The sequence below is a fragment of the Hahella chejuensis KCTC 2396 genome (assembly GCF_000012985.1).
Classification (GTDB): Bacteria; Pseudomonadota; Gammaproteobacteria; order Pseudomonadales; family Oleiphilaceae; genus Hahella; species Hahella chejuensis.
The window spans coordinates 5,176,923-5,198,040 of record NC_007645.1 but is presented as its reverse complement, the minus strand read 5'-3'; the positions used below and the strand labels follow the sequence as shown (position 1 = coordinate 5,198,040).

Sequence of the window (21,118 nt, the reverse complement as noted above, 5' to 3'; positions counted from 1 at the left end):
GTCTCTCAAATCTGCTGCCGGCATTGTAACCGCTAACGGCGCCGGACGGGATGGCGTTAATCCGCGTTTCTTCGCCGCGCTTGGCGGCTTCCCCGCCAGGTATGTAAAAATACGGTGATCTGGTTGATATATGGGCTTCCGACCCCATTAACCAGTCTCATTAACATGGAAAATCCACTTTACAGCAGAAATATGACGCATATGCAAAATGACACGCATTCCAAAGCCATGGGATACATCCTGTGGATTTTCGGGTTTACCGGTTCTCACCGTTTTTATTACGGCAAACCCGTGACCGGCACTATCTGGTTTTTCACTCTCGGCCTGCTGGGCATTGGCTGGATTATTGACCTTTTTTTGATCCCCTCTATGGACCGCGCAGCGGATCGTCGCTTTAAAGACGGCGCCACCAGCTACACGGTGAGCTGGATACTTTTGACCTTTTTGGGCATTTTCGGCGTACACCGCTTTTACATGGGCAAATGGCTGACCGGTCTGCTGTACCTGTTGACCGGCGGTTTGCTTGGTTTAGGCATCCTTTATGATTTCTGGACCCTGAATGACCAGATTTCTGAAGTAAACGGTTCCTGAGTCGCTAACGCAAAGCCATGTCTTTAATCAGTGGACGGCTTGCGTCGGCGCGGGCGAAGATGTTAGAACGAAGCAAGATGGCGCAGAAGGGATGCGGGCGCAGGCTTAACAGTAGAAGAGGGTAGTACCATGCAAGAAGATAAAGACGATCTTTTTGCCGAAGAAATGTCAGGGGTCAAGCCATTGCCCCGCCATAATCAGGCGGACGTCAAGAAAGCCAAGGAAGATACGCCCGGACAGGAAGCTCGCCGTAAAGCCGCCGTCAGGCACAAGCTGCTGGATCTTAACTTTCTCAGTTCCGACGACCATGTCGAGATACTGAAAAGCAACGACCTGCTCGAATACAAAAAAGATGGCGTGCAGCATGGGGTGTATAAAAAGCTCCGGCTCGGCCAGTACCAGATCGAAGCGCGCCTGGACCTGCATCGCAAAACGGTGGAGGAAGCGCGGGTAGAGGTGTTCCAGTTTGTGCGCGATTGTCTGCGTTACGATTTACGCACGGTGATCATCCTGCATGGCAAGGGCGACCGTAATCAGAATCAGGAAGCGGTTATCAAGAGTTACGTTAATCGCTGGTTGCGGGAATTCGACGAAGTACTGGCGTTTCACAGCGCGCAAAAACAGCATGGCGGTTCCGGCGCAGTCTATGTCCTGCTGCGCAAAAGCGACCGTGAAAAGCAGAATAACCGGGAACGTTTCGGTTCCCGCTAATCTTTGAGAAAGCGCAGCCGGCTTGGAGCCGGCGTCGTGTTTTCAGCCTGCCTCTCACCGATCCGGCTTGTTCTCACCACTTCGCATAGTGATCTTCAGCGAATCCGGGCTGATCGATAATATCAATAGCTTCGCCCTGAGCGGTGACGATGCGGCCGTTGTAGCTGCCGAACATTTGCCGGAAGTTGGAGGCCAGCAGCCACAGATTGATTTTGTCGCGGCGGCATCCTCGCGGCGTGAACGTGAGATCGATTTTTTTGCTTTCCGAGTAAATCCGCCAGGGCTGGAAAGGCTCTCGGCGGTTGAAGCGGAAACGCACCGGCTCCAGTGGATGCATCATGCCGTTCAACCACATGGCGTTCTCCGTCATGCCGGTTTCGTTGACGCCGTTGGCCAGGTTCAGCCCCAGACGACGGCCGGTGGAATCCACGCCGCTGACGCAGGCCCACTTCCATACGGTTTCCCGGCGCATGAAGCCGCATGACCAGTCTGAGGACCCCATCATGCCCATGTGCTCCAGCAGGTACTTGTGTCCTTTCCAGATCAGGTGGCCGCTCACCGGCAGGCCAGCGCTTTTCTGGGTGTAGACCCAGCCGTTGTATCCGGCGGGACAGCACAGGCGCAGAGGGTCCTGGCGCACGCCGAAATCCAGGTAGGCGGAGAGTTGCAGTCCGCTTTGCAGAACGACGTCGAGTTTGTGTCCGGAAGGGAAGTTATTGAAGTAGAGTTCGCTTTTGCCGTTGCCGAAGCTCACGTCGCCGTTGTCCGGGGTGACGCTAAACTGAGTTTTACGAGCAAGCGGCTGCAGGAAGCTGAATTCCTCATACTCGCCGGTGGCGCCGTTAAAGCAGTAGAGAAAGGCGTTGGAAACCCATTTCAGGTCAACGATGGCGACGCCGATAATCAAATCCTGGCTGAGCAGGCCGAAAAATTGAAACTGATTGAACTTCTTTTCTTTGAAGAAGGGGCCTACGGCTTGGTCCATAGGAGTGCGCAGATCATAATCCCAGTAGTTGATCTGCCCGACTGGCTGGGAAAAACGGCCCCATGCAGGTTGGCCGTCCTCGCCAATAAGAATGGGGGTGTGGAAGCTTGTCATATTGTCTCACATGCGTTTTTTTATGTTTTCAGGTGTTGTACGCCAGGACAGAGGCTATTCCGTTTTCATTTTAATGTTAATTTAACAGGGTTAAATCTGTGATTCAGGTCCGATTATGTTGATGACGTTCTGTTACATTCCGCCCACTGACTTCTTAGAGACGATAAAAATAACAATCTTGGGAGGACGGAGATGCGGCGATTATATAAATGGCTTGCGGGAGCGGCGATGTTTTTACTGCTGACGCGATGGTCCTGGGCGGAGACTTATATCTACCTGACCAACAGCACGATGGAGACAGTCACTCTGAGCACCGCGCAAAGCGGTTACGACAACATCCGGGAGGGTGTGGAATGGGATCGGCTGGAGACGGAGGTTCCGCCCCTGGCCACGGTAAAAATTCTGCGCTTCAACCGTGACCAGGGCATCAAGTGGGGTAAAACCTACTTTTTCGACACCACCGTAATGGGGCGTAATAGTACGGCGCTGCTGCGGCAGAAACTCGAAGGAACCTGGAATTTCAGCAAAATGTGGATTGCGGCGGACGACGACCCCTGGCGTTACGACCGCGACATTCACGCCATCCCCAGAGAGTTTGACGGGGTGGACAGCCACTTGGCGTATCGCTCGCAGTACGCCCGACCCGGCGGAGACGACGTCTACTACGTCATTAATAATGACTGGACCCTCAGCGAACGCATTCCGCAAAGCAATCACCTCAAAGTGCTCACCTATAACGCCTGGGCGTTATTGCCGGGCTTGATGTCAAAGAATACCTCCAATCGTCTCGCCACCATGGCTGAGGCCGTGAAAGGCTACGACGCCGTGGTGTTTCAGGAAGTGTTCGATCCCATTCTTACCGCGCGCTTTCGCAGCGACCTGCAGGCGGAATATCCCTATCTGACGGAAATTCCGTTCAAGCTGGGACGCCTTCTGACGGGAGGCAGCTTTATCGCCAGTCGCTGGCCGATTCTGGCGCAGGACGCCATGGTCTATGAAGGCTGCCGTAATGACGGATGCTTCGCCTCGAAAGGCGCCAATTACGCCAAAATCGATAAGGGCGGTCAGATTTACCATCTGTTTGGCGCGCATACCCACGCCTATACGGGGGAAGAGGATGTCGCTCTGCGGCGCTGGCATCTGCAACAATACAAAGCCTTTGTCGACAGCAAAGGCGCCGCCGCGGACGAGCCGGTGATCATCGCCGGCGATCTCAATGTGGATAAGCTCAACTTCCCGGCGGAGCATCAGGATATGCTGGCGATTCTGGACGCTTCCGAGCCGCCTTCGCAGAGCCAGTATCCGCACTCCTACGATGGCGGCGTGAATACGTTTGCGGATTCCCAGCTGACGGAATACCTGGACTACGTGCTGACGTCCAACTCCCATGTCGCGCCGGTGTATTCTCATAATCGGGTGCGCATTCCCCGGTTCATCCAATGGGAACATTGGACGTCCTGGGATTTATCGGATCACTTCCCTGTGGAAGGCGAGTTTGTATTTCCGTTGCCGGCCAATCCGGTGGAATAGATTCCGGCGCCAATCATGGCGCCGACAGATCCTCGGTGAAGCGGCGCATGAAAGCGGTTTTGACATGGTCGGGCAGCTTGCCATAGCCGCTGTCCCGCCAGTCTTGCAGTAGCTGGAGGTAATCCTGATCGTCTTCGCGGCGGTATCCCGCAGCCATGGCGATGGACTTGGGCTTAAGAGCGGGCGCGATGTTGTAATCGGCGCCGGACGGAGCGTCGCGGTCCCACAGCATATGGGATTCTCCCAGCTCGCCTTTGAACTGATAAAAGGCGTCGTCCGGCGGCAGCGCAATCAGTGTGTATTCGATTTCCACCTGTCCATGGGTTATGTCCATGCCGCCCAGAAACGGACGATCATCCCCATAGATCAGATATTTCGCGTCGTCGGGCGTCATAGCGGTAGCGGCGCGGCGTCTCTGTTCCGATGGGGAGTGAGGGTAGAGCTCGTTGGATGACCTGGCGATGTCCAACAGGATGCGGCCATCTTCAGGCAGATGTAAATCTTTATTCAGAATGTAGGTAGTCAGGTAGTCATGCTGTTGCAGGGTGACGGCCACGGGGCGCTGCTCGTTATCCAGCGCAATCGTGGCGGCGACATACTGATCCGGGCTGCGCCAATGGCGGGTGTCCCCCAGTACGTTCAGCATGATGGACTTCCAGCCCGGCATGCCTACTGGAAGCCCGGAATAGGCGAAGGTCAGGTTATAGGTGAGAAAGGTCCAGGTCTTGGCGTCCTCCAGCCCGACGTTGTCATAGTCGACCCGGCCGTAGGCGACTTGCCGGGTCGCCGCGCCATCGCCGTCGTAGAAAAAACAGACGTCAGGGTTGTAGGTGAATTTATTGAGCGTTTCCGGGCTGACGTCGTCGCTGATCAGCACGCCGTGTTTGTCATACAGACGGCCGTGGGCGATGTAATCGCGATAGAAGTCGATAAACAGCGTTTGCCTTTCCGCGGCGAAAAAGCGCGGCTTATAGCGCTCCAGCAGTTCTCTTTCCGAGGCGGAAGGCAGCGTGGTGCGTGGCGGATTGACGGAAAAGTAATCCAGAAAATCCGGGGTCATGGATAAGCGCTCGGCGAAGGCGAGGCCTGAAGATAATGTGATACAGACAAAGACAAACTGCTTGATTGCCAACGTCGGCTTCATGCTCAGCGAACTCCCTTAGCGCAAAGGTCTACCTGACAAAACATTATGTTTTAACTACGCGAACTATAAGGAAAAGTTGTGTGCGGCGCCACGGTTATAAGCGCAAAGAGCGAAAGTAAGCGCCTACATGTGAACTTCAGCGCTTTCGGTTATCAGATAGACAAATGACCGGTGGTCATTTAGTCTTTCGGACATCATAACAACAAAATGCGAACAGGGCGTTTTTATGAAATTAACTGTGAACGATAAACAAAGAGAGGTGGATGTGACGCCGGACACCCCTCTGCTTTGGGTGATCCGCGATGAGCTGCAATTGACGGGAACCAAATTCGGCTGCGGCATGGGGCTATGCGGCGCCTGCACCGTGCACCTGGACGGAGAGCCCATTCGTTCCTGCATTACTCCGGCGGCAGTCGCCCGGGAGCGTCGGATCACCACCATCGAAGGCATTGGCGATCCCGAACAGCCTCATCCGTTGCAGCGCGCCTGGGTGGAGTTGAACACGCCCCAGTGCGGTTACTGCCAATCCGGGCAGCTTATGTCCGCCTGCGCTCTGCTGGCGAAAAACCCCCAACCTTCCGATGCGGATATCGACAACGCCATGTCCGGCAATATCTGCCGCTGCGGAACCTATCCCCGCATTCGCGCCGCCATTCATAAAGCGGCGGCGCAATTAAATCAAAACCAAAGTCAGGAATAGAGGGAGAGGCTATGGAGACCATTGCATTATCCCGCAGAGACCTGCTTCGGGCTTCCGTCAGCGTTGGCGGCGGTCTGTTGGTCGCCTTGCAGTTGCCTGGGTGCGCGTCGCTGCCACAGGGGACGGAGGCGGGCTCGCTGCGCCCCAACGCCTGGCTGGAGATCACGCCGGACAATCGCATCATTCTGACCCTGGATCGGGTGGAAATGGGACAGGGAACCTACACGGGAATGTGTACGCTGCTGGCGGAGGAGCTGGATGTTGATCCCGCCGCAATAGAAGTGGTGTTTGCGCCGGTGGATTCCGCCTATGAACAACCTGACTTCGGTATGCAAATCACCGGCGGCAGCGCCAGTTTGAGCAGCAACTGGGTGCGATTGCGGGAGGCAGGGGCCATGGGGCGGGCCATGCTGGTCGCCGCCGCTGCGCAGGTCTGGAGCGTTCCGACATCGTCGGTTATCGCTGAAAATGGCGTCTGTCGGCTGCGCACAGCCGACTCATCTCTGACATACGGCGAATTGGCGGAACTGGCTGCGCGGCAGCCGGCGCCCGCTAACATCACGCTAAAGTCGCCGGAAGAGTACCGCTACATCGGCAAGTACAACCAGCGCCTGGACGCCTCCCTGAAAAGCTTCGGGCGCGCCGACTTCGGCATCGACGTGCAATTGCCGGATATGTTGTATGCCGTGATGGCGCGCGCTCCGGCGGCGGGAGGAACTGTGCGCGCGCTGGATGACCGCGAGGCGCGAAATATGCCCGGTGTGGCGGCGATCATAAAGGTCCCTCGTGGCGTTGCTGTTGTGGCGGATAAATACTGGCGCGCCCGTCAGGCTCGGGACAAGCTGAAGATCGAGTGGGACTCCGGCGAACTGGGTGCGCTGGACACTGCGTCTGTATTTGATCTCTACCGACAAACGCTGGCGTCGGAAAGCGGCGATGCCGTTCGTAGCGAAGGCGATGCGGCGCGCGCGCTGGCGTCGACTTCGGACAGGATTACAGTGGAATACCGCGCCCCGTTTCTCGCCCACGCCACCATGGAGCCGCAAAACTGTACGGTTTGGTTTCGGGACGGGCGTTGCGACGTATGGGCGCCCACTCAGGGGCCTGACGTGGCGCGGGCGGTGGCCAGAAGAGAATGCGGTTTGTCCGCCGCCGACATTCATATTCACACCACGTTTATCGGCGGCGGATTCGGGCGTCGCCTGAGTCAGGATTTCGTCGGCGAAGCCGTCTCCATCGCGCAGCATTTCGATCGCCCGGTGAAATTGATCTGGTCGCGAGAGGAAGACATTCAGCATGACTTATTTCGACCGGCGTCATTGCATCGCCTGACGGCGGCGTTTTCTCCCGATGGCGACGCGCTCGCCTGGACCCACGACATTGCGGCGCCGCGGGTTATCGATCATTACGCGAAGGAAGCTGCGGGAGCCGTCGCTCCGGGATGGGCGCCACAGGCTATGGTGCGCATGGCCGCTGGCGTGGCGAAGATGGTTACGCCGGATCAGAGCGCCTATGAAGGCGCGGAGGATCTCCCTTACGCCATTCCCCACATCCGCGTGCGTCACATGAAAGCGGATTCCGGCGTCCCTATCAGTTATTGGCGCTCTGTCGGCCATTCCTTCAACGCCTTTGTGGTGGAGAGTTTTATCGATGAGCTAGCTCATCACGCCGGGCAAGACCCGGTCGCCTATCGGGAGCGACTGCTGCGCGACCATCCGCGTCATAGGCGAGTGTTGCGCGCGGCGGCGCAGAAGGCGGATTGGAATGTCCCGCCGGCGCCTGGCAGAGCGCGCGGGGTAGCCTGCCATAAAAGCTTTGGAACCTATGTCGCGCAGGTAGCGGAAGTGTCCGTGGAAAACGACGCCATCCGGGTGCATCGGGTCGTGTGCGCCGTCGACTGCGGATTGGCGGTGAATCCTGATACGGTGATCGCACAAATGCAAGGCGGCGTCATTTTCGGCTTGACAGCGGCTCTGTATGGGGAGATAACCCATACTCAGGGTGCGGTGAGACAATCAAACTTTCATGATTATCCGGTATTGCGCATGAATGAAACCCCGGAAATCGATGTGGTGCTGGTTGGTGGTGACGCCGCTCCCACCGGAGTAGGAGAGCCGGGAACGCCGCCCATAGCGCCGGCGGTGGCCAACGCCGTATTCAGGCTGACCGGACGACGCTTGCGCGACCTGCCGTTGCGGCTGAAAACATAAATATAGCCGGGAGATTATAATAATTATGGGATGGTTGGTGCTGGCCGCAGGACAGAGCCGCCGCTTCGGCGCGGACAAACTGACGGCTCAAATGAGAGACGGACGTGCGTTGCTGGCGCACACTCTGGCGGCATTGACGGCGACGGAGCAACCGTTGCTGGCGGTGGTCAGACCTGGTCACAACGCCGTCACTGCATTGTTGGATCGCCTTGACGTCCCCTATACGGTTTGCCCCCACGCAGAAGCGGGTATGGGCGCCTCGTTGGCCTGGGGCGTGTCGCAAGTAAAAGACTGGATGTTTTGCGGCGTGGCGTTGGCGGATATGCCCTACATCCGCTCCGGCACACTGGCGGCGCTGCATGAGCGTGGCGGGGAAGAACGCATTGTCGCGCCTTTCTATCACGAGCGGCAGGGGCATCCGGTGATTTTCGGGCGTCGCTTTTACCCGCAATTGATGGCTCTGGGCGGCGACGCCGGGGCGAAGTCGGTGTTGCAGCGTTATAGCGATGCGTTATTGCGTTTGGACGTGGAGGATCGCGGGGTGCTGTGTGATGTGGATACCCCGGATGATATCCACGAAGCGCGGCAGGAAGGGGTTGCGTACTCTTTGTCCTGAACGAGCTTTCGCGTTCTGAACCCTGTCTCGCGCATCCCGCGGGACAGGGCGAGTTCATCGGGCGACAGCCGCCCGGCCTTACATTTTTGTCCGGCTTACCAGGGCAACAATTCCCCATTCGCATGCCAGAACTTCCCTGAGTTCTCCAACGTCAGTTCGTCTATGCGCGCGGCCAGTCCCTTCGCCGCTACGTCGGGAGTGATATCCCCGGAATGCCCGGTCATGTCCGTAATAACATAGCCCGGGTGCAGCAACGCCACCGCCACGCCGCGGCTTTTCAGATCCAGCGCCAGAGATTTGCCAATGGCGTTGAGGCCCGCCTTGGACATGCGATAGCCGTAGTACGCGCCGGAGCTGTTGTCTTCCACTGACCCCATGCGGCTGGTGATCAATCCCACCTTGCCGCCTTTGTGCAAGTTCTCCAGCAGCGCGCTGGTGACGCGCAGCGGGCCCAGGGTATTGATCTCGAATTGCGCGCGCATGGTGTCCCAGTTGGGGCTGGGCAGTGTTTCATGATGCAGCAGGCCGGCGTTATTGATGAGAATATCGACGGTTTGTCCTGTCAGGGCCTGGCGAATCTGTTCTACGCATGCGTCCTGGCTGATGTCGATATCGGTCAAAACGGTCACGTTCAGTTGTTGCAACTCGTCGGAAGCGCGTCGGCAGATAGCGGTGACTTTATCGCCCCGTTGGCTGAAAAGACGCGCCAGTTCCAAACCGATGCCGCGATTGGCGCCGGTAATGACGACGTGAGCCATGTTGTGCTCCTTGTATCCTTGATGAATGGAGGGTTCCCCAGGGAGATGGGGACGCTCTGCAAAGGATACAAGGCGCGATGCGGTTATTTGGCGGCGAAGCGGACCAGTCGTTCGCTGAGGCGTTGCACTCGGGAAGCGGCGGCTTCGTCAGTGATGGCGCCGTCGGCGTCGATAACTTTATTGGCCTGCCCCAGGGCTACCTGTTCAGGCATCATCATGCAACCAATGCCGGATAGTATGGTTCTGACCATCGGCAGCGCGCGAATGCCGCCCAGGGCGCCGGGAGAGGCGGCCAGTAACGCCACCCACTTGTCTTTGAACGCCGCCATGGAGGGTTCGCCCTCCAACGGGCGCGACACCCAGTCGATCGCGTTCTTCAAAACGCCGCTGATGCCGCCATTGTATTCAGGAGAAGACAGGATGAATCCATCGTGGGCTGCGAGAATCTGCTTAAGCTTGAGCGCGTTTTCCGGTATGCCGGAGGCGCTTTCTATATCGCCGTCATAAATGGGAAGAGGATAATCCGCCAGATCCAGAAAGGTCACCTCGGCGCCGGCGGCTTCCGCATAGCGACCCGCCGCGCGAGCCAGTTTCTTGTTTAGAGAATCTTTACGCAGACTGCCTGCGAAAACGAGAATTTTGGGTTTACTCACATCGACCTCCTTAGTTGAGTAGATTTCTCGAAGAATACCGACGCAGAGGGCTTCGCTCCACCTCTAAATTTCGCCGCCCGGGATTCTTAGAGAAAAACCAATAGATTGAGTAGAAAAAGTAAGCCGATATTCTTGATGACCTCAGTAATATATTGCTATTGCTGGCTTTTTCTTGTTCGCTTCCCTTGACTGTATCCTCTCGTTTTTGGGTGTTTGCTAGTCTGGCCTGCTGATATCTTGTTGTTCGTAAGTATGCTAAGTCATCCCCTAATGTGCTGAACTTGCTAGCTGGGGGACTTATAGTCTCGTGTGGTCGCTAAACTTTCCATACGGTAAAGGGGAGGCCACAAAATGAATTTCAGGCCCCTGCAATTTATGATCGGGTGAGCAGTCAATACTCCAATGCCTTTATACATATCCGGCCACAGCTGCCCGTTTCAGTGTAAACCCCCTCCAAACTTGGGGCATATCCCCCCTAGAACTCTCTAGCGTAAACTAGTGCAATACGGAGAACAGCCAATGAAAAAGTCTCGATACACAGAAAGTCAGATCGTGAAGACTCTGAAGAAAGTGGAAACCGGTCGCCAAGTAAATTTCGCATGGACTACTGCCCCGAACTCATCTCGATCGCGTTGGAGATCTGAGCAGAAAATCATGATTTAGAACTGGAGTTTATCCAACTGGGAAAGCCCACGCAGAACTTTTATGTTGACGGACATACCGGGATGAAGTTCTCAATATGTACGTGCTTAAAAGTCTCACTGATGTGCGGGAGCTGACAGAGATCTGGATCAGGGAATACAACGAAGAGCGCGCCCATGATGCCTTGAATGATCTGACGCAATGGGGATGTCTAGCTAAACACCAAGGGCTGGAAAACTCTAATTATGAATGTCGCTAATTAGGGGATGTTTACACTATATGTCCATATCCCAGTTTATGTTTTTGTTAGTCTAGAAATATTTCATATTATCTTTAATTTTTTCATCTTAATGAATTATGATCGGGCCTTATTGTGTACACAGTAAAGTCCGATAATGATACGTTGCCACCTCGCTCGCCTGATGGGTGAGCGAAAAATGAAGATCTCCGATGTTTTGCGCGAAACCGGCTTAAGCCGGAACACTGTGACCCTTATGTATAAGGAGACAGCACAAAAAATTGATATCGAAGCCCTGGATAAACTTTGCCAACTCTTCGAATGTAACATCGCTGACATGTTGGAGTTCACCAATGAGTAAGGCTAAGCCCCATACTCTGGTTAGCTGGATAGGTGGTAATGACCTGAAGTCTACTGGAAACACCGGAACAGATAGCCAGGCACTTGGACCTCTCGCCGCCACACTTAAAGCGCATACCTTTGATGCCGTTGAGTTGCTCTACAACTACCCGGAAGAGCAAGTACAGCCATATTTGGACTGGCTTCAGGAGCTGGTCGCCACACCAATCAATGCGCAGTCAGTTTCACTCACATCGCCAGTCAATTTCGATGAAATCTATATTCAGACCAATCAGCACCTGGCCGGGCTTGCATCAGAGGGACGGCTGTTATCGATTCTGCTAAGCCCTGGTACTCCGGCCATGCAGGCCGTGTGGATTTTGCTGGGTAAAACCCGCTATCCATGTCGATTCTATCAGTCGTCCAAAGAGCAGGGGGTGCAGGAAGTGGATATCCCCTTTGAGCTATCGGTGGAATACGTTCCGGCTGTGAGGGGGTTGGGAAGTGCGAAAATTAATCAGTTGTCGGAAGCCGCAGCCCCTATTGATGCCGCCTTTGATGATATCATCACTCGCAACCCCCGCATGCTTACACTCAAGGCACAGGCCCAGATTCTGGCCCAGCGGGAAGTGCCCATATTGATCTATGGGGAAACCGGCACCGGCAAAGAGCTGTTCGCACGCGCGATCCATAATGCAAGCGGCAGAGCTGGCAAGCCCTTCATTGCCCTAAATTGTGGGGCTATCCCTCCAGAACTGGTGGATTCCGTCCTGTTTGGCCACTTAAAAGGTGCTTTTACCGGTGCGGTAGCCGATAAGTCCGGCGTATTTCAGCAGGCAGATGGGGGGACTCTGTTTCTAGATGAGTTTGGCGAATTGGAGTCTGCGGTACAAGTACGCCTATTGAGAGTGTTGCAGGAAGGCACCTATCTCCCCGTCGGTGGAACGAAAGAGCAAAAGGTGGATATTCGCTTGATTACCGCCACCCATCGCAACCTTCTGGAGGCCGTTGCCAACGGTACTTTTCGCGAAGACTTGTTCTATCGGGTGGCTGTGGGTGTACTGCACTTGCCTCCATTGCGGGAGAGGGAAGGCGACCTCTCCCTATTGGCTGAAGCTTTGCTGGCCTCTTTCAGAGAACAAGATGTTGGTCTGGAAGATAAAAAACTTTCTGCTGAGGCAAAAAATCTTATTTTTAAGCAACCCTGGCGTGGCAATGTCCGAGAGCTTCAGTCTTCATTGCTGAGGTCTGCACTTTGGTGTCAGGGGGATACCATCAGTGCTGACGATATTCGCCAATCACTATTCCAAATGCCTGAAAAGAACACCGGGCTTCTGGATAGAGATGTGAATAAAGGTGTTGATATACAAGAGTTATGTGATGATTTGATGCGTCACTATATTCCCCTGGCGCTGGAGGCTTCCCAAGGTAAAAAAACCAAGGCGGCTCAGTTGTTGGGCATGAATAATTACCAGACACTCGAAAATAAAATGAAGAAACTAAACATGATCTAGCGTAAATGGCACGCAAATCGCTATCCCTGGAATGTGTAAGAAAAATTATCCAGGAGATGGCAATGAACGAACAAGCTTCCATTATCAAAATAGCATTACGAGTCTACCCACATATGTTAACGGGCAAAATCAAAAATCAAATCGACCAAGTCTGGACCATGTTCTGGACCGGTGGTGTATCCAACCCTATTTCCGTCATCGAGCAGATTTCTTACCTACTGTTTATCCGCAGGCTGGATGAGATTCAGCGCAATGAAGAGCGTAAAGCCCAGGCAACGGGCGAGTCATTGGAAAATCCCATTTTCTCTTCACAGGAAGCTATGCTGCGCTGGAACAACTTCAAAGATAAAGACCCGAACGAAATGTTCGATATTGTGCAGAATAAAGTCTTCCCCAAAATCAAAAATCTGCAAAGCCAGGGCAGCTTCGCCGAGCATATGAAAGATGCGATCTTCATGATCCCATCACCCAAGCTGCTCGATCAGGTCGTGCAAATGCTCGATAACATCGACATGAACGACAAAGACACCAAGGGCGATTTATACGAGTACCTGCTCAGCAAGCTGTCATCTGCTGGAGTGAACGGCCAGTTTCGCACTCCACGCCACATCATCAAAATGATGGTGGAGCTGATGAAGCCACAAATTAACGATACTATCTGTGACCCTGCCGCTGGTACCTGTGGTTTCTTGATGAGTTCAGTGGAATACATTCGTGAACACTATCAGGCCGAACTGACTAAAGCTGACAACCGCAAGCACTTCAATAACGGGCTTTTTACGGCCTATGATTTCGACCGTCATATGTTGCGGATTGGTGCGATGAATATGCTGCTGCACGGCATCGAAAACCCCGCCGTGTACTATCGTGATAGCCTGCAAGACCACAATGACGCCAACATCAGCGAAGCTTACAGTTTGATGCTGGCCAACCCGCCGTTCAAGGGGAGTGTGGATTTCGATATTGTCGCTTCTGATTTGCTGCGAGCTTTAGGTAAAAATCCAGCTGCCAAGAAAGCCAGAGTTAAAGAAGAAGAGGACGAGGATGGGAAGAAGAAAAAGAAAGGCCCAACCGAAAAATCCGAGTTGTTGTTTTTGGCATTGATTCTACGCATGCTCAAAACTGGTGGACGTGCCGCCGTGATCGTACCCGATGGCGTGCTGTTCGGCTCCACTAAAAGCCATAAAAGCATTCGCCAGAAGTTGGTGAAAGAACAAAAGCTACAAGCAGTGATTTCATTACCCTCAGGTGTATTTAAACCCTATGCCGGCGTTAGCACCGCGATTTTAATCTTCACCAAAACCAACTCCGGCGGCACCGACAAGGTCTGGTTCTACGATATGCAGGCCGATGGTTACTCGCTGGACGATAAACGCACCAAGCTGTTTAAAGATGGCGAAGAGCCTTCCCACGAGCAGAGCAATATTGCCGATATTCTCGCTCGTTATGCCTCCATTGAGGAGGAAGACTCCACCGAAGCCCATCGTAAGCGCACAGAGCAGAGTTTTATGGTGCCGCTCAAGGATATCGAAGCCAACGACTATGACCTGAGCCTCAACCGCTACAAAGAAGTGGTGTATGAAGAGGTGGAGTACGACGAGCCCAAAGTAATTTTGCAGCGCATTAAGGACCTGCAAAAGAAAATGGCGGATGGTGTGAAGGAATTGGAGGGGTTGCTGTGAGTTGGGATCGTGTTGGTTTAAGCACCGTTGCAGATGTTTTTAATGGTAAAACTCCATCCAAAGCAGAGCAGCGTGACGAAGGCTTTCCAGTCCTGAAAATTAAAGATGTTGATGAAAATTTCAAATTTAGAGGTGCATTTCAATCGTTTGTAGATGATGAATTCTACGCAAAACATAAGGCAAAAAAGATTCAGCTCCATGACAGCATGATTTTAAATGCGGCTCATAATTCAGATTATGTTGGGTCAAAACAATATTGCGCCGAAGAAGATGTTGTCGACTCTGTGGCAACGGGCGAATGGCTAGTTTGTCGTGCAAAGCAAGGTGTATTGAGTCCAAAATTTCTAAATTTTTGGCTTCGTTCAGAAGCAACTCGGTTTGAAATGAAGGGCTTGGTTAAAGGTATTCATCTTTACCCTAAAGACGTGGCCAGACTTGAAATCCCACTCCCCCCACTAGAAACCCAAAAACAAATCGCCGCCATTCTGGAAAAGGCCGATCAGCTTCGCAAAGACTGCCAGCAAATGGAGCAGGAACTGAATAACCTGGCTCAGTCAGTGTTTATGGATATGTTTGGTGATCCGGTGAGTAATCCGAAGGGGTGGAATAAAGCGAGCCTAAGAAGTATCTCCACAAAATTTAATGATGGTCCATTTGGGTCAAATTTAAAAACGTCCCACTATCGAGATTCTGGTGTGCAAGTAATACGGTTGACAAACATTGGAACAGGCTGGTTTAAAAACGACGATAGAGCATTCGTGTCAGTAGAGCACGCTGAAACACTTGAAAAGTTCCATTGCAAGCCAGGAGACATAGTAATAGCTACATTGGGTGACCCAAATCTTCGAGCATGCATTATCCCGGATGAAGTGCCTTTGGCAATTAATAAAGCGGACTGTGTCCATTGTGTACCTAACACGAAGATCGTTAGGAAAGAATATCTGGTTGAATTTCTTAACTTGCCGTCCACTCTTAGATCAATTGAAAACAAGCTACATGGTCAAACTAGAACAAGAATAAGTTCAGGTCAGTTGGCAGAAGTCGATGTTCTGATTCCGCCGCTTTCAGAACAAGATAAATTCATGAATGCCATTTGGTTGCGTGACAAAGAGCTTAAGCGTTTACAGGACCAAAATGTAGCATTCGAGGACTTGTTCAATTCGTTAATGCAAAAGGCTTTTAATGGCGAGCTCAATATCAAAAACAAGGCAGCCTAACAGGATGTAACCATGGCAAACACTCCCTCCAACTTCGACTTTTTATCCATCTGGCAGGAAGCGGGCGAGATCCAGGAACGGGCCAAAAAAGCCGAAGCCAATGTGTATAGCGATGCGCGGGTCAGTTGCTTTTATGCCCGAAATTGCGTGGAGTTGTTTGTCGAAAAGGTTTTCGATATTGATGAGCGGTTGATTCGCCCCCGCCACGATACCAGTCTAATGAGCCTTATCCACGATCGGGGTTTTAAGCAAAATCTCAAATACAGCCTGTTCCCCAAGCTCAAAGGTATTATCCAAATGGGTAATCAGGCCGTGCATGCCACCGCCCCGGCCCAGCGTGATGCTTTGCAGGCAGTAAAAGAACTACACCATATTCTCTATTGGTTCACCCGCACCTATACGCCAGGCTTGGACCGTAGCACTTTCGGTCCCTTTATGTTTGATGACGCTTTGGTGCCACAAACCGTGGCGATTGATGCCAAGTTAGCGTTAAGCACCGCCAAGCAAATAAAAGAGCTTAAAGAAAAAGTTGAGGCCCAAGACCGTGCCGTGCGGGAAGCAGAGCAAAAGCGCCTGAAAGAAAGTGCTGATCTGCGTGCGGAAAATGAGCATCTAAAACAGCAAGTGGCGCAAGCCATTCAAACGGCAGCTAGAGCTGAAGACAAACACGATTACAAAGAGGCTGAAACTCGTCACTGGTTAATTGATCCTTTACTACGGGAAGCAGGTTGGCTGCTGGATAAGGAGAAAGACCGGGAATACTCTATTAGTGACATGCCCATTTCACCTATTAACCCGCAGGGTCATGGTAAGGTGGATTATGTGCTTTGGGGAGATGACGGAATCGCGTTGGCGGTGGTGGAAGCCAAGCGTACTACCACCAGTCCAGAGCTGGGCCAAACCCAAGCCAGTCTTTATGCAGACTGCCTGGAAAAAGAATGCGGCGTTAGGCCCATTATTTTTTACTCTAACGGCTATGAAACCCGCCTGTGGGATGATGTGAACTATCCCCCGCGCACCGTGCAAGGCTTTTACAGTAAAGACGAATTGGCCCTAATGATTAAGCGCCGCAGCGAGCGCAAAGTTTTTTTTGCGACGGGTGAGCCCAGTGTGGCTGCCATCATCAATAACAAAATCACCAATCGGCATTATCAGAAGTCTGCCATTACAGCCATCCTTGAACACTTTGAAGTGAACCATGCACGTAAAGCGCTGCTGGTGATGGCCACCGGGACAGGTAAGACCCGTACAGTCATCAGCCTTGTGGACTTGCTCACCCAGCACAACTGGGTGAAAAATGTGCTGTTCCTTGCCGACCGTAATGCTTTGCTGACTCAGGCGAAAAAGAACTTTGTGAATCTTTTACCCCGTATCAGCTGCACGTTGCTGGATTCAGGTCTGAAAAAGGGCAGCGTGGATAGCCGCCTGTATTTCTCTACTTATCCCACCATGAAGAATCTGCTCGATCGCCCCGCTGAAACGCGGCCTTTTGGCGTTGGGCATTTTGACTTGATTGTGGTGGATGAAGCGCACCGTTCGGTGTATGCCAAATACCGGCAGATTTTCGAGTATTTCGATGGCTTTCTGGTGGGGCTAACCGCCACGCCCAAAGACGAGGTGGATAAAAATACCTACGATATTTTCGACCTGCAAGATGGCATGCCCACCTACGCCTACGAGGATACGAGTGCCTATGCTGAAAATTTCTTGGTGCCGCCCACCAAAATTTCCGTGGCAACCAAATTTATACGTGAAGGTGTGAAATACAAAGACTTAAGTGAAGCAGAAAAAGCCGAGTGGGAAAGCAAAGAAGAGCTGGCCGAGCGTGAGGAGGTACTGCCTTCAGAGTTGAACAATTTTTTGTTTAATGAGCACACAGCGGAGCTGATGTTCAGCCAACTATTGAGCAAAGATGAACATGGCGGTATTCACGTAGAAGGTGGAGATGTTATTGGTAAAACCATCATCTTTGCGGCCAATAATGATCATGCTGAGTTCTTGCAAAAGATGTTTGATAAGAACTACCCCAAGTGGAAAGGCAAACTCACTCAAGTTGTTACCTACAAAAACCCTTATGCTCAAGCGCTGATTGATGAGTTTTCGGCGGTAGGACCAGATGATAAGCCTTTGCCCTTCGACCCAAAGAACCCAAAAATGCGGATTGCCATATCGGTAGATATGCTCGACACCGGAATAGATGTGCCTGAGGTCGTTAACCTGGTGTTTTTTAAGGTGGTGCAATCCAAGGTGAAATTCACCCAGATGATGGGGCGTGGCACACGGCTGTGTCCTGATTTGTTTGGGCCAGGGGACGACAAAACGACGTTCAAGGTATTCGACTTTTGCCAGAACTTTGAATTCTTTGATGCCAACCCTGAGGGGGTGGTGACCGGCTTGGCCAAGCCCATCAGTCAGCAGGTGTTTGAAAAGCGCATATTGCTGGCAAAACTCGCCGAAAATGCATCTGCCAAAGCGCCAGAGAATGATACCGAAAAGGCCTATCAGGCCGAGTTGAAAACCTTGCGAGGGTACACGCTCGATATGCTGCACCATCAGGTGCAAGGGATGAATCTGGATAACTTCATTGTCCGCCCCAAACGTCAGCAAATAGAACCCTTCCTCAAGCGGGACGCCTGGGAGAATATCGACGACGCCAAACATACCGAGCTTGAGGCTCACCTGGCTCGCTTGCCAACGGAGGCTGAACCTTTTAACGGCGATGAGCAGAACAATAACCTCTCTAATCGCTTCGACAATCAGATTCTGACGATGCAGTTGAGCTTGCTGGAACGTGGTCTGGCGCCGGAACCATTGCGCATTAAAGTAATGGAGTTTGCCCAGCAGCTAGAGGCTAAGACCAGCATTCCTGCCGTTAAACAGCACCTTCAACTTATTCAGGATATTCAAACATTGGAATTCTGGGAACATGTTCAGGTTGTAACGCTCGAGGATGTTCGCCGCAAGCTGAGGAATTTGATGTTCGCGTTGAATGAGAGTGAAAAGAAAGTTGTCTACACGGACTTTGAAGATAGCGTTGTTCAGGTGCGAGATGTAACTGGAATTTATGCTATCGCGCCACTGAAGCTGACCCAATACCGTAAAAAGACCGAACTTTATATCAAAGAACACCAGGATCATCTCACGATCCAAAAACTCAAGCGCAACAAGCCCATTACCCAGAGCGATCTGGACATCTTAGAGGAGCTACTGATCACTGCCAGCGGTGTTGAAGATAGGTGGATATACCGCGAGAAAGTACTGGAGCGGAAGCCACTGGGCACTTTTATCCGTGAATTGGTTGGGTTGGATATGAACGCAGCGAAAGAGGCGTTCAGTGATTTCCTGGATGAGAGTGCGTATAACACCCAGCAGATACAGTTTGTTAACCAGGTCATTAACTACCTGATGAGTAATGGCATTCTGGAGGTGAAGCAAATATTTGAACCCCCATTTACTGATTTGCATGACGAAAGCGCCTATGGTTTTTTTGAGGAGGACAAAGTTGTGGAATTGTTTGGGCGGATAAGGGCAATACGGGCGAATGCTGATGTGGGCGATATGGCCTCATAGAGCGTGGTCTTGCTCTTAGGGACGATAAAAATATTTACCAATACATAAATATTTTTATTGTTTGCGGTCAGTGGTTTAATGATTTTTTTCTAACTATTTGATATTAATTGATTTAAATTTTTGGCATGGAGATTGATATATACCTCGTGACTTCATTTGAAAGAGGAAGCAGTCATGGGTTACGAGGTAGATTTTCTGGGTGTAGGAGATGAGTCCAAGAGCGGTGATGCTATCGCTATTCGGTTTGGAAATCTTCATGGTAGCCGTCAAGAGCAGACGGTTGTGGTCATTGATGGTGGCTTTAAAGACACCGGTACGGCGTTAGTTGAACATATCAAGAACCACTTTGGCACGCACGAGGTGGATATAGTTATCAATACACATCCAGACCAGGATCACATTAACGGCCTGGAAATAGTTTTAAATGAACTGGATGTTAAAGAGCTTTGGATTCATAAACCTTGGGAGCACAACCAAGGGTTAGCTGAAAAATTCAAGGATGGCCGGGTGAGCGACAATAGTATTGGCGAGCGCTTAAAGCAGAACCTCGAAAGAGCTTGGTCGCTGGTTAAATTGGCCGAGGCGAAGGGCATCATTGTGCGAGAACCATTCACAGGCCAATTGGATGCGAGCGGTACGCTAAAGATTCTTGGACCCTCGACTGAATATTATGAGTCCCTGATACCCGATTTTGAGGGAATGCCCGAACAGGCTTCTCTGGCTGATGTTATGGAAGGATTCTTTGATAAAGCTGCAACTGCTATTCGGCGCTTCTTCTCTACTTGGGGAGAAGACCAGATTGACGATGACGGTAAGACTTCTGCCAAAAATAATTCTAGCGCCATTACGCAGTTGATTGTCGATGGCAGGCGGCTGCTATTTACAGGTGATGCCGGGATAGAAGCGCTTGAGCATGCTGCTGATCAAATTGATTTGTGTTTAAGCGGTGCGGAATTGCGGTTCATGCAGATTCCGCATCATGGCAGTAGAAGGAATATCGGAAAAACCGTTTTAAATCGTTTGATCGGATACCCCGTTTCTCAGGGGGAAATTCGCGGCATCACAGCAATAGCATCGACAGCAAAGGCTAGTGAACCCAAACACCCGCGAAAAGCCGTGCTGAACGCCTTTACCCATCGAGGAGTAAAAGCTATAGCAACGCGCGGAAGTGGCATTTGTCATCATTATGAAGCCCCAGGCAGGGAGGGGTGGAGTAGTCTCGAGGCGGAGCCCTATCATTTCGACTACGAAGATGAGGAGGCCTGAAAATGACAAGCATTTCGTTAAAGGCCCAGAACATTGTTCCGCTCTCGTTGCTGGTTGCTGTTCAGTTGTTAGCTGTTTATAGCCTTAATTACCCAGTCCTTGATTTGAACCTGTTGGATTTTCTTAAGGAAACTAGCGGTGTCATGCTGGTTATTGGAGTGCTGGCGGGATGGTTGAGCTATCTGCTTCCGGCAGACCTTAAGAATTCATTAGTCTTTCTCCGCTGGAAAAATGTGCTTCCGGGGCATCGATTTATTCAGTTGTGTGAAGATGACGCCAGGATTGATGTGGAGAAACTCAAGGCAAGAGTACCTAGCTTTGAAGAGCTTCGGTCTGACCATGATGCACAGAATAGCTATTGGTATCGCGAATTTTATCGGCCACTAGCAAACCAGAGCGAGGTTGCATCGGTACACAAGGCATATCTGCTTTATCGGGATGCAGCTGCAGTTTCTCTGATTATGGTTGCACTATTCTCAACAGCGAAGTTGGTGTTAGAGCCGAAATTATCAGATATAGCTTTTTATTCTATCTGGATATTTTGTTGTACGGCTTTGGGTTGTGTTGTAGCTGGAAGCAATGCAGGTCGTAGGCTGGTGACAACTGGTGTAGCAATAAATTTGTGTAAACAACAATAA

General features: G+C 51.9%; 17 protein-coding genes and 1 pseudogene. 14 read left to right on the top strand and 4 right to left on the bottom strand.

The window, feature by feature from the left end:
* The first annotated feature begins 201 nt into the window (after positions 1 to 201).
* Entirely contained in the window at positions 202 to 591 is a 390-nt protein-coding gene (locus HCH_RS22655) for a TM2 domain-containing protein (protein ID WP_202945268.1), read from the top strand.
* Between the two features lie 129 nt (positions 592 to 720).
* On the top strand, positions 721 to 1,302 hold the full coding sequence (gene smrA / locus HCH_RS22650) for a DNA endonuclease SmrA (RefSeq protein ID WP_011398789.1): 582 nt from the start codon (positions 721 to 723) through the stop codon (positions 1,300 to 1,302).
* A 73-nt stretch (positions 1,303 to 1,375) separates the two neighbouring features.
* Here the strand turns inward: smrA and HCH_RS22645 are convergent, their stop codons facing one another.
* Entirely contained in the window at positions 1,376 to 2,401 is a 1,026-nt protein-coding gene (locus HCH_RS22645; RefSeq protein ID WP_011398788.1) for a DUF2804 domain-containing protein, read from the bottom strand.
* 192 nt (positions 2,402 to 2,593) lie between these two features.
* Between HCH_RS22645 and HCH_RS22640 the strand changes: the two genes are divergently transcribed.
* Positions 2,594 to 3,931 carry a sphingomyelin phosphodiesterase gene (locus HCH_RS22640; RefSeq protein WP_011398787.1) on the top strand — a complete coding sequence of 446 codons (1,338 nt, stop codon included), beginning with the start codon at positions 2,594 to 2,596 and terminating at the stop codon, positions 3,929 to 3,931.
* A gap of 13 nt (positions 3,932 to 3,944) precedes the next feature.
* Here the strand turns inward: HCH_RS22640 and HCH_RS22635 are convergent, their stop codons facing one another.
* Complete coding sequence (locus HCH_RS22635) at positions 3,945 to 5,075, bottom strand: hypothetical protein (protein ID WP_011398786.1); 1,131 nt, start codon at positions 5,073 to 5,075, stop codon at positions 3,945 to 3,947.
* A 226-nt stretch (positions 5,076 to 5,301) separates the two neighbouring features.
* Between HCH_RS22635 and HCH_RS22630 the strand changes: the two genes are divergently transcribed.
* From HCH_RS22630 to HCH_RS22620, 3 genes are read left to right on the top strand one after another with little or no spacing between them, the layout of a single operon-like run.
* Complete coding sequence (locus tag HCH_RS22630; protein ID WP_011398785.1) at positions 5,302 to 5,775, top strand: (2Fe-2S)-binding protein; 474 nt, start codon at positions 5,302 to 5,304, stop codon at positions 5,773 to 5,775.
* Positions 5,776 to 5,786: 11 nt separating this feature from the next.
* The gene (locus HCH_RS22625; protein ID WP_011398784.1) at positions 5,787 to 7,985 is read left to right on the top strand and encodes a xanthine dehydrogenase family protein molybdopterin-binding subunit; all 2,199 of its coding nucleotides are present in this window, start codon (positions 5,787 to 5,789) and stop codon (positions 7,983 to 7,985) included.
* A gap of 25 nt (positions 7,986 to 8,010) precedes the next feature.
* Entirely contained in the window at positions 8,011 to 8,601 is a 591-nt protein-coding gene (locus HCH_RS22620) for a nucleotidyltransferase family protein (RefSeq protein WP_011398783.1), read from the top strand.
* Positions 8,602 to 8,696: 95 nt separating this feature from the next.
* Here the strand turns inward: HCH_RS22620 and HCH_RS22615 are convergent, their stop codons facing one another.
* Positions 8,697 to 9,359: an SDR family oxidoreductase gene (locus HCH_RS22615; protein ID WP_011398782.1), complete on the bottom strand. Its 663-nt coding sequence runs from the start codon at positions 9,357 to 9,359 to the stop codon at positions 8,697 to 8,699.
* A gap of 83 nt (positions 9,360 to 9,442) precedes the next feature.
* A complete protein-coding gene (locus HCH_RS22610) occupies positions 9,443 to 10,012 on the bottom strand; it encodes an NADPH-dependent FMN reductase (RefSeq protein ID WP_011398781.1) in 570 nt (189 codons plus the stop codon).
* A 724-nt stretch (positions 10,013 to 10,736) separates the two neighbouring features.
* Between HCH_RS22610 and HCH_RS34865 the strand changes: the two are divergent.
* From HCH_RS34865 to HCH_RS22570, 8 genes and pseudogenes are all read left to right on the top strand, one after another.
* Positions 10,737 to 10,913: pseudogene (locus tag HCH_RS34865) on the top strand (integrase core domain-containing protein); the annotation flags it as partial.
* Positions 10,914 to 11,049: 136 nt separating this feature from the next.
* On the top strand, positions 11,050 to 11,253 hold the full coding sequence (locus HCH_RS22600) for a helix-turn-helix domain-containing protein (protein WP_011398779.1): 204 nt from the start codon (positions 11,050 to 11,052) through the stop codon (positions 11,251 to 11,253).
* Positions 11,246 to 12,745 carry a sigma-54 interaction domain-containing protein gene (locus HCH_RS22595; RefSeq protein ID WP_011398778.1) on the top strand — a complete coding sequence of 500 codons (1,500 nt, stop codon included), beginning with the start codon at positions 11,246 to 11,248 and terminating at the stop codon, positions 12,743 to 12,745. The genes HCH_RS22600 and HCH_RS22595 overlap by 8 nt, the downstream gene beginning before the upstream one ends.
* A 62-nt stretch (positions 12,746 to 12,807) precedes the next feature.
* Positions 12,808 to 14,427, top strand: coding sequence for a type I restriction-modification system subunit M (locus HCH_RS22590; RefSeq protein WP_011398777.1), 1,620 nt, complete (start codon positions 12,808 to 12,810; stop codon positions 14,425 to 14,427).
* Positions 14,424 to 15,644 carry a restriction endonuclease subunit S gene (locus HCH_RS32670; protein ID WP_011398776.1) on the top strand — a complete coding sequence of 407 codons (1,221 nt, stop codon included), beginning with the start codon at positions 14,424 to 14,426 and terminating at the stop codon, positions 15,642 to 15,644. Before HCH_RS22590 ends, HCH_RS32670 begins: the two co-directional genes overlap by 4 nt.
* Before the next feature lie 12 nt (positions 15,645 to 15,656).
* Positions 15,657 to 19,214: a DEAD/DEAH box helicase family protein gene (locus HCH_RS22580; RefSeq protein ID WP_011398775.1), complete on the top strand. Its 3,558-nt coding sequence runs from the start codon at positions 15,657 to 15,659 to the stop codon at positions 19,212 to 19,214.
* Positions 19,215 to 19,388: 174 nt separating this feature from the next.
* Positions 19,389 to 20,480 carry a ComEC/Rec2 family competence protein gene (locus HCH_RS22575; RefSeq protein ID WP_011398774.1) on the top strand — a complete coding sequence of 364 codons (1,092 nt, stop codon included), beginning with the start codon at positions 19,389 to 19,391 and terminating at the stop codon, positions 20,478 to 20,480.
* A 2-nt stretch (positions 20,481 to 20,482) separates the two neighbouring features.
* Complete coding sequence (locus tag HCH_RS22570) at positions 20,483 to 21,118, top strand: hypothetical protein (protein WP_011398773.1); 636 nt, start codon at positions 20,483 to 20,485, stop codon at positions 21,116 to 21,118.

Excerpts from the sequence above, each read along its gene's own strand:
- HCH_RS22655 (WP_202945268.1), top strand. The coding sequence starts at position 202 with ATGCAAAATGACACGCATTCCAAAGCCATGGGATACATCCTGTGGATT.
- smrA (WP_011398789.1), top strand. The coding sequence starts at position 721 with ATGCAAGAAGATAAAGACGATCTTTTTGCCGAAGAAATGTCAGGGGTC.
- HCH_RS22645 (WP_011398788.1), bottom strand. The coding sequence starts at position 2,401 with ATGACAAGCTTCCACACCCCCATTCTTATTGGCGAGGACGGCCAACCT.
- HCH_RS22640 (WP_011398787.1), top strand. The coding sequence starts at position 2,594 with ATGCGGCGATTATATAAATGGCTTGCGGGAGCGGCGATGTTTTTACTG.
- HCH_RS22635 (WP_011398786.1), bottom strand. The coding sequence starts at position 5,075 with ATGAAGCCGACGTTGGCAATCAAGCAGTTTGTCTTTGTCTGTATCACA.
- HCH_RS22630 (WP_011398785.1), top strand. The coding sequence starts at position 5,302 with ATGAAATTAACTGTGAACGATAAACAAAGAGAGGTGGATGTGACGCCG.
- HCH_RS22625 (WP_011398784.1), top strand. The coding sequence starts at position 5,787 with ATGGAGACCATTGCATTATCCCGCAGAGACCTGCTTCGGGCTTCCGTC.
- HCH_RS22620 (WP_011398783.1), top strand. The coding sequence starts at position 8,011 with ATGGGATGGTTGGTGCTGGCCGCAGGACAGAGCCGCCGCTTCGGCGCG.
- HCH_RS22615 (WP_011398782.1), bottom strand. The coding sequence starts at position 9,359 with ATGGCTCACGTCGTCATTACCGGCGCCAATCGCGGCATCGGTTTGGAA.
- HCH_RS22600 (WP_011398779.1), top strand. The coding sequence starts at position 11,050 with ATGATACGTTGCCACCTCGCTCGCCTGATGGGTGAGCGAAAAATGAAG.
- HCH_RS22595 (WP_011398778.1), top strand. The coding sequence starts at position 11,246 with ATGAGTAAGGCTAAGCCCCATACTCTGGTTAGCTGGATAGGTGGTAAT.
- HCH_RS22590 (WP_011398777.1), top strand. The coding sequence starts at position 12,808 with ATGAACGAACAAGCTTCCATTATCAAAATAGCATTACGAGTCTACCCA.
- HCH_RS22580 (WP_011398775.1), top strand. The coding sequence starts at position 15,657 with ATGGCAAACACTCCCTCCAACTTCGACTTTTTATCCATCTGGCAGGAA.
- HCH_RS22575 (WP_011398774.1), top strand. The coding sequence starts at position 19,389 with ATGGGTTACGAGGTAGATTTTCTGGGTGTAGGAGATGAGTCCAAGAGC.
- HCH_RS22570 (WP_011398773.1), top strand. The coding sequence starts at position 20,483 with ATGACAAGCATTTCGTTAAAGGCCCAGAACATTGTTCCGCTCTCGTTG.